This is a genomic window from Peribacillus sp. NPDC101480 (genome assembly GCF_050277335.1).
Taxonomy (GTDB): domain Bacteria; phylum Bacillota; class Bacilli; order Bacillales; family DSM-1321; genus Peribacillus.
Genome location: NZ_JBNNSB010000001.1, coordinates 348,063 through 365,024, shown reverse-complemented (window position 1 = coordinate 365,024; position 16,962 = coordinate 348,063). Strand labels below are relative to the sequence as shown.

Annotated in this window: 14 protein-coding genes; 4 read left to right on the top strand and 10 right to left on the bottom strand. The window is 42.3% G+C overall.

Going from position 1 to position 16,962, the window contains the following annotated elements; all coding sequences use genetic code 11:
- Positions 1-81: 81 nt before the first annotated feature.
- The 8 genes from ACQKMF_RS01880 to kdgD form a co-directional block, all read right to left on the bottom strand.
- Positions 82-3,117, bottom strand: a complete 3,036-nt coding sequence (locus tag ACQKMF_RS01880; protein WP_402939380.1) for an efflux RND transporter permease subunit — start codon at positions 3,115-3,117, stop codon at positions 82-84.
- A gap of 710 nt (positions 3,118-3,827) precedes the next feature.
- Positions 3,828-4,526, bottom strand: coding sequence for a polysaccharide deacetylase family protein (locus ACQKMF_RS01875; protein WP_402939383.1), 699 nt, complete (start codon positions 4,524-4,526; stop codon positions 3,828-3,830).
- A gap of 90 nt (positions 4,527-4,616) precedes the next feature.
- Positions 4,617-5,066 (bottom strand): ASCH domain-containing protein, encoded by a 450-nt coding sequence (locus tag ACQKMF_RS01870; RefSeq protein ID WP_101223153.1) that lies wholly within the window; start codon positions 5,064-5,066, stop codon positions 4,617-4,619.
- A gap of 112 nt (positions 5,067-5,178) precedes the next feature.
- Positions 5,179-5,499 (bottom strand): hypothetical protein, encoded by a 321-nt coding sequence (locus ACQKMF_RS01865; RefSeq protein WP_101223154.1) that lies wholly within the window; start codon positions 5,497-5,499, stop codon positions 5,179-5,181.
- A 121-nt stretch (positions 5,500-5,620) separates the two neighbouring features.
- Complete coding sequence (locus ACQKMF_RS01860; RefSeq protein WP_402939387.1) at positions 5,621-6,073, bottom strand: GNAT family N-acetyltransferase; 453 nt, start codon at positions 6,071-6,073, stop codon at positions 5,621-5,623.
- 152 nt (positions 6,074-6,225) lie between these two features.
- Positions 6,226-7,761: a galactarate dehydratase gene (gene garD / locus ACQKMF_RS01855; protein ID WP_427571569.1), complete on the bottom strand. Its 1,536-nt coding sequence runs from the start codon at positions 7,759-7,761 to the stop codon at positions 6,226-6,228.
- Positions 7,762-7,829: 68 nt separating this feature from the next.
- Positions 7,830-9,293 (bottom strand): alpha-ketoglutaric semialdehyde dehydrogenase GucD, encoded by a 1,464-nt coding sequence (gene gucD / locus ACQKMF_RS01850; RefSeq protein WP_101223157.1) that lies wholly within the window; start codon positions 9,291-9,293, stop codon positions 7,830-7,832.
- Positions 9,294-9,312: 19 nt separating this feature from the next.
- Positions 9,313-10,245, bottom strand: coding sequence for a 5-dehydro-4-deoxyglucarate dehydratase (kdgD, locus tag ACQKMF_RS01845; RefSeq protein ID WP_101223158.1), 933 nt, complete (start codon positions 10,243-10,245; stop codon positions 9,313-9,315).
- Between the two features lie 318 nt (positions 10,246-10,563).
- Between kdgD and ACQKMF_RS01840 the strand changes: the two genes are divergently transcribed.
- The 3 genes from ACQKMF_RS01840 (at position 10,564) to ACQKMF_RS01830 (ending at position 14,178) form a co-directional block, all read left to right on the top strand.
- Positions 10,564-11,925 (top strand): MFS transporter, encoded by a 1,362-nt coding sequence (locus ACQKMF_RS01840; RefSeq protein ID WP_101223159.1) that lies wholly within the window; start codon positions 10,564-10,566, stop codon positions 11,923-11,925.
- 31 nt (positions 11,926-11,956) lie between these two features.
- Positions 11,957-13,315, top strand: a complete 1,359-nt coding sequence (gene gudD, locus ACQKMF_RS01835) for a glucarate dehydratase (RefSeq protein WP_230176611.1) — start codon at positions 11,957-11,959, stop codon at positions 13,313-13,315.
- A gap of 161 nt (positions 13,316-13,476) precedes the next feature.
- Complete coding sequence (locus ACQKMF_RS01830; protein WP_101223161.1) at positions 13,477-14,178, top strand: FadR/GntR family transcriptional regulator; 702 nt, start codon at positions 13,477-13,479, stop codon at positions 14,176-14,178.
- Between the two features lie 390 nt (positions 14,179-14,568).
- Here the strand turns inward: ACQKMF_RS01830 and ACQKMF_RS01825 are convergent, their stop codons facing one another.
- The gene (locus ACQKMF_RS01825; RefSeq protein ID WP_101223162.1) at positions 14,569-15,327 is read right to left on the bottom strand and encodes an SDR family oxidoreductase; all 759 of its coding nucleotides are present in this window, start codon (positions 15,325-15,327) and stop codon (positions 14,569-14,571) included.
- A gap of 191 nt (positions 15,328-15,518) precedes the next feature.
- Between ACQKMF_RS01825 and ACQKMF_RS01820 the strand changes: the two genes are divergently transcribed.
- Positions 15,519-16,139: a TetR/AcrR family transcriptional regulator gene (locus tag ACQKMF_RS01820; RefSeq protein ID WP_402939397.1), complete on the top strand. Its 621-nt coding sequence runs from the start codon at positions 15,519-15,521 to the stop codon at positions 16,137-16,139.
- A 31-nt stretch (positions 16,140-16,170) separates the two neighbouring features.
- On the opposite strand, the gene ACQKMF_RS01815 is transcribed toward ACQKMF_RS01820, so the two are convergent.
- Complete coding sequence (locus tag ACQKMF_RS01815; RefSeq protein ID WP_427571565.1) at positions 16,171-16,872, bottom strand: alpha/beta fold hydrolase; 702 nt, start codon at positions 16,870-16,872, stop codon at positions 16,171-16,173.
- Between the last annotated feature and the right edge of the window lie 90 nt (positions 16,873-16,962).

Below are 16,962 nucleotides of genomic sequence, written 5' to 3'. Positions count from 1 at the left end.
AAAGTCAACCATTATTTTAAAAGAAAAAAAGTTTGTAAAGAAAATGTTGCTTTTCTCTACAAACTTTTTTATTAAGCTTCCCTACATCTCGATTTGTTCGTTAACGGGTTCTTTCTTTTTCCTTCTCTGTTTTTTCGATTTTTTATAGTATAGTAATTCGTATATACATGGAATGACGATAAGTGTGAGCAGTGTAGACACAGCTAGCCCGCCAATGACAACGATCGCTAAACTTTGTGAAACCAAGCTTCCTGTTTCCGCTTTTTTATATAAAAGCGGCAGCATGGCACAAATTGTTGCTACAGCCGTCATTATGATCGGACGGAATCTTGTAGCCGTCGCTTCGACGATCGCATCACGGATGATCATTTTTTCTTCGTTTTGTTTGACTCGATCCAGAAGTACAATCGCGTTTGTCACAACAATTCCTATTAACATGAGAGCACCCAGCAGTGCTGTAATGTCAACTGGAATTCGACTGATAACCAATCCTAATACCGCTCCAATGGCAGCGAATGGCAAGGAAAATAGAATGGCGATCGGTGCTTTGATTGATTTAAATGTTATTACCATGATTAAAAATACGATGCCGATCGATATTAACATCGTAAGGAATAAATCGGAAAAATCATCTGTCTGCTGAGCACTGGCCCCGCCGACTAAAATCTCTACATCATTCGGAATATCAAGACCTTTGTTCTCTTTATCTCCAAATATCTCAAGATTTATTTTGCTTGCAATATCGGAAAGCTTAGTCGGATCGACCGTTGCCGTTAATTGAAGATACGTTTCTCCATCTTTATGGAACTGCGTTGTTGCACTCTCTTCACTATTTAAAGATGCAACCTTAGACACCGGAGCTAGACCGCCGTCTGTCATGATCGGGATACTTTTTAAATCCTCTGGTTTTTTAGGATCAAAGATGGGTTCAAGGACGACAGGTGTCTGCTTATCCTGCAAGGTTATATTGCCAATAGGAGTTTTATTAAGCATGATACCTAATTGTTGACCGATTTGTTCTGTATTGCCTTTAGCCGGATCTACCTTGAATGAATAAATCGTTTTCTTTTCGTCTTGGTTTGTTGTAACCTCTTCGATTCCTTTAATATCCTGAATACTTTCTTTGACCTTATTGGCCGTCAGTTCCAAATCTTCAACATTACTGCCGATCACATCTAACGTAATGTTCGTCTTTGATGCCCCCATCATAAATGAAGAGGCTTGGGCCGTAAGCTTCGCATCAGGATAGTTTTCTTGTTCCTTTTCCATTTTCTCCAGGATTGAATCTACATTTGCTTTATCCTTCACGAGGATGCCGAAAGTTGCTTCTGTAGGTGATGTGACTGCTCCATATTGGGCCGTCTCGGCTGAGTTTCCTAATTGCATGAAAATATTATCCACTTCACTCATATCCTGCATCGTTTCTTCGAGTTCAATCGCTTTTTCCTTTACTTTCTCATAAGGCTGATCATTTGGATAAGTTAATGTCACGGAGACATAGTCTGCTGAAGAATTATCAATCGCCCCTTTTGGCATGGCAAAATATGTACCAATGGAACCGACAAACAACAGCATCGCAATAATCAGGACTACCCATTTATGATTTAATGACCAAGTAACCAGTTTGGTAAAACGCTTGGCCGGTCGATGTTTTGGCAGCTCCGTCCTTTTCAGCAATCCTGCGCTCATTAACGGAACAACCGTCAATGCCACAATTAAAGAAGCCAGCAAAGAATAAGTTACCGTCAATGCGAAAGGAAGAAGAAACTCTTGAAGCCCTCCATTCAATAAAGCAACTGGCAAGAAAACGGCTACAGTAGTAAGGGTTGAAGCTGTTATCGCCACTCCCACCTCTTTCGTTGCATCCATCACCAATTCCTTTGAAATCTTCTCCTGCTGCATTTTCCGGAAAATATTTTCAATAACAACTATACTATCGTCCACCAACCGCCCGATCGCTACAGCGACACCGCCCAGCGTCAAAATATTCAGCGTCACTCCCGACAATGACAGCAAAAATAACGTAAATCCAAGAGATAGCGGTATGGATACGATTGTAATGAATGTAGATCTTACATTCCGTAAAAAGACCATGATTACAATCGTAGCGAATAACGCACCTAGCAGAACTTCTTTTACCATCGTCTGAACGGAAGTCTCCACCATATCAGCTGTAGATAAATAAATGGTCGATTTCTGGTCGCTATACTTTTCATTAATTTCTTTTGCTACTTTTTCAACCTCTTTACTGATTGTGACCGCATTTGATTGACTGTCTTTGATAATGCTTAAATCAATGCTTTCCTTTCCATTAAAACGACTGATGAGGTTGCCATCCTTCGCTTCTTCAACTTTTGCTATCTCTCCAAGTGCGACATTCGGAGTGACCTTTAGTGCTTCTAATTTTTCAATACTTGTTAAATCACCGATAACCTTGATGTTACTTGCCTTCCCATCAATCACTTTTTCGCCTACGGCCAGAGCTGCATTCTGACCGTTAAGGACGCTCATGACATCTTGAATGGAGACTTTCTTTTTAGCCAATTCTTCATTATCCACTTTGACTGAAAGAACGGATTGCGAAATTCCAAATGTCTGTACATCCGAAACCCCTTTAATATCTTTATACAGAGGCTCTAATTCTTTCTTGGTAAAGTCTATATTTTCAGCTGTTAATCCATCCTTAAAAGTAACAGCTACAAATGAGATGGGAATCATTGATGTATTTAACTGTGTAACAGTTGGCTTTGCCATGCTTTGTGGCAGCGCTACACTGCCAAGAGCCTCTTGAACATCAAGTTTCGCTTGTTTCATATCCGATCCGGCTTCAAAGAATAGATCTACTTTTGAAAATCCATCTCCAGTGGTGGAGTATATTGAACTCTTTCCTTTAACTCCCGTAACTGCTCTTTCAATTGGATCTGTAACTTGTGCTTCCATCGTTTTCGAATCAGTGCCCTGACCCATTGTGATAATCGTAACTTGAGGATTATCGGCAGATGGTAAAAATTCCATCGGCAGTTTAAAATAACTGACAACTCCTATCAACAAAATAAATATGGTTACCAATGAAACGGCAGCCTTGTTCTTAAACGCCCACTTAGTAAAAAACTCCACGTACATATCACCCCTGATTATAATTTATAAGAAAATAATCCCATTTCAAATATTACCATATATTACTAATGTCGTAGTGTTAATTTTTTATTGATTTTTATATTTTTTTATGTATCTCTATACATAGAAACAAAAAAAGGCTGCGCAGCAGCCTCAGTTTGTAGACAAAAGGGGTTCTATCTAAATTTAAAAACCAAGTTGGTTGGAACGTAAGGAACGAGACTCCTGCGGGAAAAGCGCGTCCAGGAGACTCCCGGACCGCCCGCGGAAAGCGAGTGCCTGGAGAGGAAAGCAACGTTCAAATTGTACAAATCCTTAAAACCAGTAGACAGACTCGATTATTTATATCCTTTGAAAAAAAGCATAACGATAGCAAAAACCATTACCCCGATAAGCAATAACGGGCCGATGCCCGAGCTATACACGAAGTATACCGTGATGTGGCGAAAAATGAGCACCACAAGAAATAGGAATAACAGGAAACATAAAATCATGATCAGAGCGGTGTTTTTATTCCGATACAAGTAACCAGCCCCATTTTAATAGCTTTATTTCCACTAAGGAAAAATTCATGCGAATGCATGCCCTAACAACAACCTTCCATTAAGAAACAATATGCAGCCCATGTTTTGTACTATTCTGTATATCAAATAAAAAAGGGCTGCCGCAGCAACCCGATTCTTCGAAAATCGTCTGGACGAAAAATGAAACTACATTTCCTGAAGTTCATTGACCGTTACAAACCTATACCCTTCGTTCGTTAACTCTTGTAAGATCCCTTCAATCGCTTGAAGTTCTTTACCCGTATCATCGTACATCGGATGCATCAGGATGATCGAACCTGGTTTTATATTTTCCTTCACATACTTCACTTTGTCAGAAGCTGAAGTGTAATAGCTATCTGGTTCCAGATTCCAAGTAATGGTCTCTCTATCATTTTTATTTAAATAATAAGGCAAACCTAAGATTTTTTTCCCGTTTGGCGGCCGGACATCAATTTCACCCTTATATCCGGAGTTTTGAATTAATGTATCCGTTTTCTCGATTTCCGCCTTGATATAAGAGGGCGATTTAAAAACCATTCGCCTGTGGGAATACGTGTGATTGCCAATCTGATGTCCTGCTTCCGCTATTTTATCCGCTTCCTCTGGATACTTTTCGATTTCGTTACCAATCAGGAAGAATGTAGCCTTTACATCGTATTTATCCAATAACGGAAGGATTTGATTTACATTGTTCGATGGGCCATCATCAAAAGTCAAAGCGACCACTTTTTCATTCGTCTCGACATTATCCGTTAATCCACCGAATAACTGATATGTTCTTGAATTCATTAATTTATACGTACCAAACAATAGCAGGAAAACAACCAGGATTCCCAATCCAATGAATATCAGTTTCCTTTTCATGCAAATACCTATCTTTCTATAAGTTTTTTAATCCAATGACCTATTATAGCAAATCACTGAAAGAAAGCACTTATTGCTAGCCGTCTACACTCACTTTACATGAATCAATTCAAAACGCTCACACACTAGCAGCATATCTACTTGAAAGGTGTGTCCGATTCTGTCCAATTCTTCTTTAAAAAATTTTTCATGTGCGTCCCACCAGTATGTATATGTTCGATCGCCTTCCCCTTCTGCAATTGCAAACTCTTCGCTCACTTCATTCATGGGCAATACTTCGACTTTCACTGTTTGGATGATGGCTAAGGGCTCATCCTCACCGCTTAAAATAATGCTGTAATCACCCACGGATGGTAATGGTTCATTTTCTTCTTCATAAAAAATATACCCAGAGCATGTAGCCGTTTTTATCCCAGCCATCACTAATCGAGCCAATTGATCGGGATCGGCCCCGAATTGCCACGCACTGACTGACTGGGGTTTTTCTTCTTCTTTCCCCTGCCAAAATTCATTCCAATATAACTCCGCTTTGACATTCATTCTATGATTCTCCATTCTATTTTTCAGCTCCCCTGAGCATCACGAAAGGTTCAATTGGTTCAACTCCAAACTATCTTCAAGCAAAACTCATTAAACTCTATCACTGCAACCGCTAATTTGATCTACGTGGCCATTCTATTTCACCAGTTAACAGCAAAGTGATGACGATAACCCAAAATATAAAGAAAGATGAGGAAAAAACCAAAGAAACGATAGAAATCACTTTTTTCTCCGTTTTCTTCAAAATTCCCATGACAGATAGGACGATACCGGTAATCGTAAGGAAAAATGTGATATAATCACCCGTCAGGCTCCCGAAATTTGCGATTCTGATAGGTGTAATAAAAACAGTAAAAAAGCAAACGATTCCAATGATGAATGAAGTAAAACTGATTACACCATACCTCTTCTGAATACATGCTTCGTTTTCCATCGAGCTCACCCTTTCATAAGTTTTTAAATCCTATACATCTATTAATATCCCACGAATAATTTTAACATATAATACCAGACAAGTTGTTGTGCACAAAAAAAGGGGACAAAAGACCGTGAATTTAAAGCTTCATTTTCATGCCTTCATGAGTGGCTTTAAATCCTAAACGTTCATAAAAACGCAACGTTTCTTCCCGCTTTTTATCGGTCGTCAGCTGAATGATATGGCAGCCCCGCTTCCTTGCACGGTCAATCGCATATTGAATCAACTTGCTTCCAATACCTTTCCCTCGTTCTGTAGATGCCGTCCGAACCCCTTCGATCGTAGCTCTCCAACCGCCTTGATGGGTAATGTAAGGAGTGAACGTGATTTGCTGTACCCCAACGATTTCCTCACCAAGACATGCTACGATCAATTCATTATTTCCATCTGCATCAATGGATTCAAATGCTTTTATATAGCTTTCAGGAAGGGGATTTTCATAGCGCTCCCTTTCCCTCCCCAAAACATCATCCGCAAGCATCTGTACTATTTCACTTAAATCTTTTGCCGTCGCATTCCTGAATGTGACCATGCTATCCCTCCTGATATGTACTTCAGTATCTCGTCATGATGAAAACCAAACGTTCATTAATAACTTCTGCTAATAGTCCAGCGGTCCTCTTTTCTGGAAGAAAAAAGGACGGACTTCCTCTATTAAAAGGAAGTCCGTCCAGTAAATCATTATTAAGTAATTGGAGCAGGATTGAACAATGCCAAATCATTATGCAGGCCCCAATGCTCTGCCCAGGTTTTCTTTTTACCGCTGGCCACTTCCAAAATAAGGTGAAATATTTCCCATCCAACATCCTCAATCGTCGCTTCACCAGTAGCGATAGTTCCAGCATTTATATCGATCAGGTCTTTCCATTGCTCTGTCAATGTATTTCGTGTAGATACTTTGATGACGGAAGCCATTGCGAGATTATAAGGTGTGCCTCTTCCAGTTGAAAAAACTTGAAGGTGCATACCGGAAGCGAGCTGCAGTGTTCCGCAAACAAAGTCACTAGCTGGTGTAGCTGCAAAAATCAGCCCTTTTTCCGTTGCTTTTTCACCTGGAGCCAATACGCCTGAAATGGGGCTGCCTCCGGATTTGGCAATGGAGCCTAATGATTTTTCCACTACATTGGCCAATCCGCCTTTTTTGTTTCCAGGCGACGGATTGGCACTTCGATCAGCATCACCTAAAGCAAGGTAGTTATCATACCAATCCATTTCCTTTATTAAGGCTCTTCCTACTTCTTCATTCACCGCTCGAGGCGTCAATAGATGAATCGCATCCCGTACTTCTGTGACTTCAGAGAATAGAACGGTTGCCCCTGCTCTAACTAACAGATCTGTAGCATATCCTACTGCAGGGTTAGCTGTCACACCAGAGAAGGCATCACTTCCTCCGCACTGTGTACCGATGACTAATTCGGAAACCGGAAATGTCTCCCGCTGCCTGCGGTTCAACTTGATTAAACGTTCCTCGGCCATTTCCATAATGGATTGGACCATTCCCGCAAATCCCTGCTGATCCTGAAGTGAAATGATATCTGAATCATCCCCGCTTGGATTTATTCTCATTGGAGAAAGTTTTTCACACCCTAATCCAACTACCAAGGCTTCCCCGCCGAAATTTGGGTGTTTCGCAAGGTTCTGTATCGTGCGAATGGGAATAACCGCTTCCGGTGCATTGATAGCGACTCCGCACCCATAGTTGTGATTTATGGCGAAAACATCATCAACATTGGGATACTTCGGGAGTAGCTCTTTTTTTATCCGGTTCACGACAAAATCCAGAACGCCCACAACACATTGAACGCTAGTTGTAATGCCTAATATATTCTTGGTTCCAACACTGCCGTCTTCATTGCGGAATCCTTGAAATGTATACCCTTCAAGTGGGGGTAAAGTTTTCGGTATATCATTTGCTACCGGTAATGCCTTTAAATCTGGAGAAGCCGGCAGTATCACCAACGACTCGTCAATCCAACTGCCCTTACTGATGGATTCAGCCGCATAACCGATAACTTCCCCATAGCGTATGATGGCTTCATTCTCGACTATATCCGTCAAAGCCACTTTGTGACCTTGTGGTACTCTTTCTTTCAATTCAAGCCCACAAGAGAAAACGGTTCCTTGATCCAAGCCCCCCGTATTAACCACGATGGCGACATTATCAATCTTATTTACCTTAATATAAAGCGGAACCTCCGTCAGTTGCGTTTTCGTATCCACTTTACCACTCCTTCATTCTAAAAAAGCAAACAGTCATCACTAAAGATACACGATACACGAGAGGGTTATTATTTTACAAACACCGTTTTAATGGATGTAAAAAACTCTTTTGCTGCTTCTCCTTGTTCCCTGGAGTGGGAGCTGGAGTTTTTCATGCCGCCAAATGGCGCCTGCAATTCAACGCCAGCGCTCTCAGCGTTGACCCTGATCAATCCCGCTTCCATATCGTTAACAAATGAAAGCAAATGTTTGATATTCGCTGTGAAAATCGAAGCACTAAGGCCGTATTCCACGCTGTTCGCAAGTTGCAGGGCCTCTTCAACTGAATCAGCTTTCAATAAAGCAATCACCGGACCAAAAATTTCTTCCTGTACAATCGTCATATCTGACGTGCAGTTATCAAAAATAGTAGGCTCTACATAAAAGCCATTTGCCTGAGGGCCTTCTTCAGCACGCTTCCCGCCAATTAGAAGTTCAGCGCCTTCTTCCACTCCTTTTTTAATATAGGAAAGAACCGTATTCAATTGATTTTCGCTAGCACATGGTCCCATCCATGTCCCGCTGTCCAATCCATCCCCAATGGAAATGCCTTTCGTTTCTTTCACCAGCAGCTGCTTGAACTCTTCATAAACTTCAGCTGCAACGATGACACGGCTTGTCGCGGTACATTTTTGCCCCGTTGAACGGAACGCACCTGTAATGACGGCTTCTACAGCCAGATTAAGATCCGCATCCGCTGCAACGATGACCGGGTTTTTCCCGCCCATTTCAAGCTGGTATTTCGCTCCGCGTGCTAACGCCGCTTGTCCAATCCTTTTTCCAACGCCGTTTGAGCCGGTAAAGGTAATGCCGTTTACATCTTCGTGATCAGCGATGCCCTGCCCGATGACACTGCCCGGTCCTGTGACCATATTGATTACACCCGCCGGTAAACCCGCTTCTTCAAAACACTCCATGATCTTCGCACAGGTGATAGCCGTCTCGGTGGCTGGCTTGACCACAATCGTATTCCCATATACGAGAGCAGGAGCCATCTTCCAAATTGGGATGGCGATTGGGAAATTCCAAGGTGTTATGACGCCCACAACGCCAAGCGGGACTCGCGTCGTGAACATAAGCGCTGAACTGTCGGTGGATGGAATGACATCCCCCACTTTACGCATTCCTTCTCCTGCATAGTATTTCAGGATCGCAATGCCGCGTGCCGTTTCCCCTTTTGTTTCAGCAAAGGTCTTTCCCATTTCCCGTGTTGCACATTCTGCAATTTCATCAATCCGCTTTTCAAGAATTTGCGCTGCTTTATATAGATACTCCCCGCGCTCTGAACCAGCTAGTTTGCGCCATTTTTCTTTCGCCTTTTTCGCAGCTTCCACAGCCAGGTTCAAGTCATCCTTGGTAGATTTTTGTACATATCCGACAATTGCCTGTTTATCTGCCGGGTTTAAACTTTTTTCAACTTCATTTGAAATAGAAGCAACCCATTCACCGTTAATATAGTTAAGATACGTTTTTGTTTGAACTGTAGTTATCATATTATAATCCCCACCCTTATTAGATTGATTGAATTGGTGTTTCTTTTGGAAAACGATTTAAAGCATTCTCTAATATCGTTTGCATTTCTGCATAATGTTCTTTTTCCACCGGAAGAATTGGTAATCTGACTGTTTGCCCAACCGGCATTCCCATAATCTCCATACCTGCTTTAATGAGCGAAACGGCATATCCCTTTCTCTGACGGCGAATATTGTTGATTGGCATGATGACCTGTTGGTAAATTTCATTGACCGTTTCCTGATCTCCGCTCAAAATGCCATTATAGAATTTTCGTGAGATATGCGGGATGTAATTGGATATCGCCGATGAATATGAGTCAAAGCCAAGTGGAACGTAGGCCGACATGGTAACTTCCGCAAGCGGCATTCCGTTCAGCCAGCCGAAACGTTTTCCGAAGGTTTGTGTAAGGAGTCCATTCAACTCCATATTGCCCAGGCCGTCTTTGACGCCGACCACCTGCGGGACCTCAGCAAGCGCTTCCAAAGTTGAAAGTGAAAATGAAACATTATCACGCTGATATACTATGGAATTTAAGTCTGTACTTTCTGCGATGGTTTTGAAATAAGCAGCCAGACCTGCCTGTTCTCCAGTAACGAGATATGGAGGTAATATTAAATAACCGTCTGCCCCTCTATCCGCTGATATTCTGGCAAGTTCGAGGGAAGTTTGAATATTCCCGCCTACCCCTGTGTATACAGGTACTTTTCCAGCCGTGACGGATACGGCTACCTCTACCATCGCTTCATATTCCTCTTTACTTAACGAAGGATATTCCGCTGCTGCACATGCCACGAAAATAGCCTCGAGTCCCTCATCTAATAAAAATTGGATATTTTGGGCGAGTGCTTGTTCATCAAGCTTATTACTCGTTGTGAATGGTGCCACGGGAAATCCGAGTATTCCTTTAGGTGCCTTGCGAGTCTTATTCATTATTTATTCCCCCTTGTGTATTATTGTTTTATTGTAAGACAAATAGACCTTCTGGTCAATCGTATTTTTTTTATTTTCTGAAAAAACTAACATTACGTTAAACCTCAATAATTTCACTTCTACTATATACAAAAAAACACGATAATTAAGGAGCTAAAATGAAAAATGATTTACGAAAAAAAGCCATTGACAAACAATTTTATTTGTCTTACCATTGGACAAAACTAAATATTAAGAATTTTCACGAAGGAGGAACAGTTAACATTGTAAGCGGTATCAAATGAAAATATAATTAAATACGATTAAGGAAGTGAGTATATGAACGCTGAAGAAAAAGTTTTTCAACCATCTCCTAAACTACCAAGTGCCCAGAAAAAAACACGCACACGATGGTTCATTGTCTTTATGCTCTTTTTGGTCACTGCTCTGAATTATGCGGATCGTGCGACGCTATCAATTGCGGGTACGGACATGTCTGGTCAGCTTGGTCTCGATTCAGTCATGATGGGCTACGTTTTCTCCGCTTTCGCTTGGTCTTATGTAGCAGGACAAATTCCAGGCGGATGGCTTTTAGACCGTTTTGGCTCAAAAAAGGTTTACTTTTGGAGTATCACGTTATGGTCTGCCTTTACGCTTTTACAAGGGTTTCTAGGTTTTTTCGGTTCTGCCGGAACAGCTGTCATCGTATTGTTCGGCCTGCGTTTTTTAGTTGGATTGGCAGAAGCGCCTTCCTTCCCGGCCAACAGCCGCATCGTCGCTACATGGTTCCCAAGCCATGAACGCGGAACCGCGGCTGCCACTTTCAATTCCGCCCAGTATTTTGCAACCGTTCTCTTTGCACCGATCATGGGTTACATTACGTATAAATTTGGTTGGGAATATGTCTTCTTCTTTATGGGTGCTTTAGGAATCATCGTTGCTTTCATCTGGCTGAAAACGATTTATGGCCCGAAAGAACATCCTCGTATCAACAAAGCTGAGCTTGAATATATCGAAGCTGGCGGCGCTTTGATCAATATGGATCAAACCAGTGCAAATAAGGAGGAAAAGAAAGGCGTCAACTGGAATCATATTAAGCAGCTTTTATCAAACCGCATGCTGTTAGGTGTTTATCTAGGACAATATTGCATTACGACGTTAACGTACTTTTTCCTTACATGGTTTCCTGTGTACCTTGTACAAGAAAGAGGCATGACCATTCTTGAAGTTGGATTCGTCGCTTCCCTTCCCGCCATTTGTGGATTTTTTGGCGGTATTCTCGGAGGTACATTCTCGGATTTCTTGTTACGGAAGGGATTCTCATTGACTGTCGCCCGAAAAATGCCAATTGTTGTTGGGATGATTCTATCGATGAGCTTGGTAGCAGCAAACTATGTAGATACGGAATGGGTTGTCATTTTCGTTATGGCCCTTGCGTTTTTCGGTAAAGGATTTGGGGCATTAGGCTGGGCGGTTGTGGCCGATACCTCACCAAAAGAAATGTCCGGTGTCAGCGGCGGGCTTTTCAACACATTCGGTAACATTGCCGGCATTACAACACCGATCATCATCGGATATATCATTGCCACGACAGGGTCGTTCAATGGGGCGCTAGTCTTCGTATGTGCCAATGCTCTTGTCGCTATTTTAAGTTACTTATTCCTGGTTGGTGAAATTAAACGTGTAGAGTTAAAATCATAGTCAACTAAATATTCTAGTAGGGGGAAAAATTATGAACAATCAATTGCTTAAGGATAATGTAAAAGTCGGCACACCGGTAATTTCAGAAATGAGCGTTATTCCAGTTGCGGGCCATGACGGCATGCTGCTGAACTTAAGTGGTGCCCATGCTCCATATTTCACCCGGAACATTGTCATTCTAAAAGACAATGCGGGTAATACAGGTGTAGGTGAAGTTCCTGGGGGCGAAAAAATCCGCCAAACTCTAGAAGATGCCAAACAATTGGTTGTCGGCCAGTCCATTGGGGCATACAACAACATTCTGAATACCATCCGTAAGCAGTTTGGGGACCGCGATGCTGGAGGGCGCGGCCTTCAGACGTTCGATCTCCGTATTGCCATTCATGCCGTAACAGCATTGGAAGCGGCACTTCTTGATTTAGTTGGCCAATATTTAGGTGTTCCTGTCGCAGCCCTTCTCGGTGAAGGACAGCAGCGTGATAAGGTGGAAATGCTGGGCTACTTATTTTATGTAGGTAACCGCAATAAAACAGATCTTGGTTATTTAAGCGAACCGGAAGCGGAAGATGACTGGCTTCGCCTCCGTCATGAGGAAGCGCTGACACCCGAATCGATTGTCCGTTTGGCAGAAGCCGCCCATTCTCGCTATGGATTCAATGATTTTAAATTGAAAGGCGGGGTTTTACGCGGGGAGGAAGAAATCGAAGCGGTGACGGCACTTGCGGAACGCTTCCCTGAAGCCAGGATCACGCTTGATCCAAATGGCGGCTGGCTGCTTGAGGATGCGATTAAACTTTGCAGGGATCAGCATCATGTTTTAGCTTATGCGGAAGATCCATGCGGAGCGGAAAATGGTTTTTCCGCCCGGGAAATCATGACGGAATTCAGGCGTGCAACGGGCCTTCCAACCGCAACGAACATGATTGCAACGGACTGGAGGCAAATGGGGCACTCCATTCAACTTCAATCCGTGGACATCCCTCTTGCCGATCCTCATTTTTGGACGATGCAGGGCTCCGTCCGTGTCGCTCAAATGTGCAACGACTGGGGATTGACATGGGGATCACACTCGAATAATCACTTTGACATTTCACTTGCCATGTTTACACACGTTGCAGCAGCCGCACCAGGAAAAATCACTGCAATCGATACCCACTGGATTTGGCAGGATGGGCAGCGTTTGACGAAAGAACCTTTTAAAATTGTCGGCGGTATGGTCGATGTCCCTTCCAAACCTGGACTTGGAATTGAAGTGGATATGGAACAAATCGAGAAGGCACACCAGCTTTATAAACAAAAAGGACTTGGTGCCCGTGATGATTCAATGGCGATGCAATACCTGGTTTCCGGATGGAAGTTCAATCCAAAATCTCCTTGCCTTGTGAGATGATTTTTTTCCTACATTGCGTGCGTCTCTCTCTTTAGAGAGGCGCATTTTACTTTTTTTGGACGTAGGTCTTCTCATACTCACATGCAAATAAGTGTATTATATTATATAATTAGTCTTACAGTATGAATACATATAGGATTTAACAGAAAAGGGGTTACACAATGGAAGAATCGTCAAAGAAATTAGGCGTACAATCGGTACATCGCAACACTCTTTCACAACAAGTCGTGGATCAAATTGTGCATCTGCTCGTCAGCGGACAAATGAAAGCGGGCGACAAACTGCCTCCTGAAATGGAACTTATGAAAGAACTTGAAGTAAGCAGGCCTGTTTTACGTGAGGCGCTCAGTGCACTTGATACACTAGGTGTCATTACTCGAAAAACACGTGAAGGAACCTTTTTTAACGATAAAATCGGTACACATCCATTCTCTGTCATGCTGGCGCTGGCTACAGATAATTTACCAGCGATCATCGAAGCGCGAATGGCTTTGGAGTTGGGATTAGTAACGATGGCTGCCGAGAAGATCACAGACGAACAATTGGAGAAACTGCAAGTTACGATTGAGACGATTGCCAATAGTGAAGACAACGATTATGGAGAGGCCGATAAAGAATTCCACAAGATCATAGCTTTAAGTGCAAACAATCCCATTATTGAAGGCATGATCGATTCTTTATTGATTACACATAATAAAATTAATAGCCTGATTCAATTCAGAGAACGGGAACTGACTGTAAAGTATCATAAAGCCATCTATGCGGCACTTGCAGCACATGATCCTCATGAAGCATTTAGCCAAATGTACAAACACCTTGATTACGTCCGTCAGAAAGTCCTTCAATATTCTCACGCCAATTAATATATCGTTTGAGAGGTATCGCAGCAAACTGATGGATCACTCAGTGATCCAATTTCATAGGGAAAGTGGATTTTTTCTGGGAACCTATTTTGCTTCCAAGATTTCAGAGTTCAACTTATCTTTTAAATCCAATTGATAGCATAATTCTTTTTGAGAGAAAAACTGGATAGTAGTTCGAACTATCCAGCCCCCACTTATCCACTTTCGATTGAAATGACAATGTCAGGACTACCGAATGAAGTAGAAACTTCCTCTAGCAAATTGTCTGGCTAACCAAATTCCCCCTACAATGATCCCGCCTATGCTCCACTCAAAAAAATGCATCCCTGCTAACTAGCAGGAAAATATATCAGTCACTAAGTTCTTGACCATTCTTTTTAATTTACGGGCTTAATATGCACTCCAACCAGCATCTGCGGTGATGACAGTACCATTAACAAAACTGGAATCGTCTGAAGCAAGGAATAATGCCACTTTAGCGATTTCCTCAGGTTTGCCATTGCGTGGATTGATAGCCATACCCAATTGTTGGCGAGAGAAGCCAAACTCATTGATATTCGTCATGCTGGAACCAATATTGGTTTCAACTCCGCCTGGTGCTATTGCATTGCAGCGAATCCCTTTATTGGCATACATAAAGCCCGTGTTTTTTGTGAACCCAACGACTGCGTGCTTAGAGGCAGTGTATGCTGCACCTGCTCGAGCACCGTACAAACCGCCAGCAGAAGCAATATTGATGATGACCCCTTTTTGTTTTTCTAAAAAGATCGGCAACACCTTTCTAGTCGAACGCATGACGCTAGTCGTGTTAATGGCAAAAATCCGATCCCATCTAGAGTCTTCAATGTCTCCAGCCGGTTCCATGCCATCCATGATACCCGCGTTATTCACCAAAATATCCACCGTACCGTAAGTACTGACCGTGGTATCGATCAAATGTTGAATATCTTCCTCCACCGCCACGTTCGTTTTAATGGCAAAGGCCATTCCGCCATTCGCTTTTATTTCTTCTACCGTTTCGTTCGCACCATCAAGATTTAAATCCGATACGACGACTTTCGCACCTTCTCTAGCATAATCTATAGCAATTTGTTTTCCCATGCCTGATGCTGCACCTGTCACTACTGCAACTTTGTCTTGTAATTTCATTATGAACTCCCCCATTCATTCTAGTGAAGTGATACTTATTGTACAGATGTTCATTAACTACCTTCCTTTATAGTATAATTAGTTTCAGTAGGCTTATACAATCAGCAAATGATGACCTCGATGTTGAACAATGAACAGAAAGTGGTCATTATGTTCATTAAAAGCACAATAACGAACAAAGGGTGAAGAAAATGACTGATAATAACACTGGGATTGATAGAAGGATCAGGAAGTCCAAAATGGCTTTGAAAGAATCCCTCATATCATTAATGCAAAATAAGGATTTCAGGGATATATCGATTACTGACATTGTAGAACTCGCCGACCTTAATCGGGGTACATTTTATAAACACTATCAGTACAAAGAGGAACTGCTTGAAGAGGTCATGGAAGATGTCATTGCCGATTTGATCATATCTTACCGGGAACCTTATAAGAACGTTGATACTTTCACCATCAATGAACTAACCGCTTCAGTCATCAAAATATTTGAACATGTAGCTAACTATGCAAACATTTATACCCTTATCCTAAAGACGAATGCATGGCCTACATTACTGGAAAGGATTTGTAATGAGTTAAAGAAACTTCCATTGGAGGACCTGGAAGATTACCGGCCGAACCCTAAGATCAATATAGAACTTGCCTCCAGCTACCAAGCGTATGCGATATTAGGCATGATCATCGAATGGGTCAACACTGGCTTTAAATATAGCGCTGGCTATATGGCTGAACAGTTGCTTGAAATCCTGAATAATAAATCGGTAAATTCCGTCTTTAAAATAAACCATAACATTTTAAAGCAGGAATAAGAGGGCTGCATCGGCAACCCTCTTAAGCCTATTAAAACGCCTGTCCTTTGGAAAGAAACCTTGTTACGGCAGCCAAGAAAGCTGGTAAATTATCTTCATGGACAAAGTGTCCGGCATCCTCTATCGTCACCAATTCGCAATTCGGAATAAGCTCGGAAACCTCCTGCAATTTGTTTTGGGGAATATGGCTCGACCCGCCCCCTATAACAAGCGTCGGCATCATAATATCGGTAAGGCGCGCCCACCATTTGGGATCGGGTTCATTAAGCTGCTGTAGAATCGAAGGCACTACCTGCCAATCAAACGGCAGTGGGACAGCAGGTTTGGAAGGAACCTCCATTGGCTTATCCGAAAAAGGAGGAGGCGTGTCTTCGACAATCAACCTATCTATCCTCGAAGGATAAGTTTGCGAGAACAGATAGGAAACTGTTCCCCCCATGGAATGCCCCATTAGCGAAAACCTTCCCAAATTAAGCGCATCCGCAAAATGAAGCAAATCATCGCACATCAATTCAAAAGTGTATGTATTAGTTCTCGCACTCCCACCGTGGCCCCGTTGATCTAAGGCTAAAACACGATAATTTTCTCCTAATGCGGCAGCCGCTTGATCCCATGAATCTGCACTTTTCCCCATCGCGTGAAGAACAACAAGCGGCGGTGCAGAAACATCCCCGCTCTCCCGATATTGAAACGTGAGGCCATTCAACTCAATTTGATTAACCCGTATTTCCATCTCCATTCATCTCCTAGGATCGGATTCGTCATTTTGAACCCGATATATTTAATAAAAACCTCCTAGAATACTATGTTCTCTATAATTAAA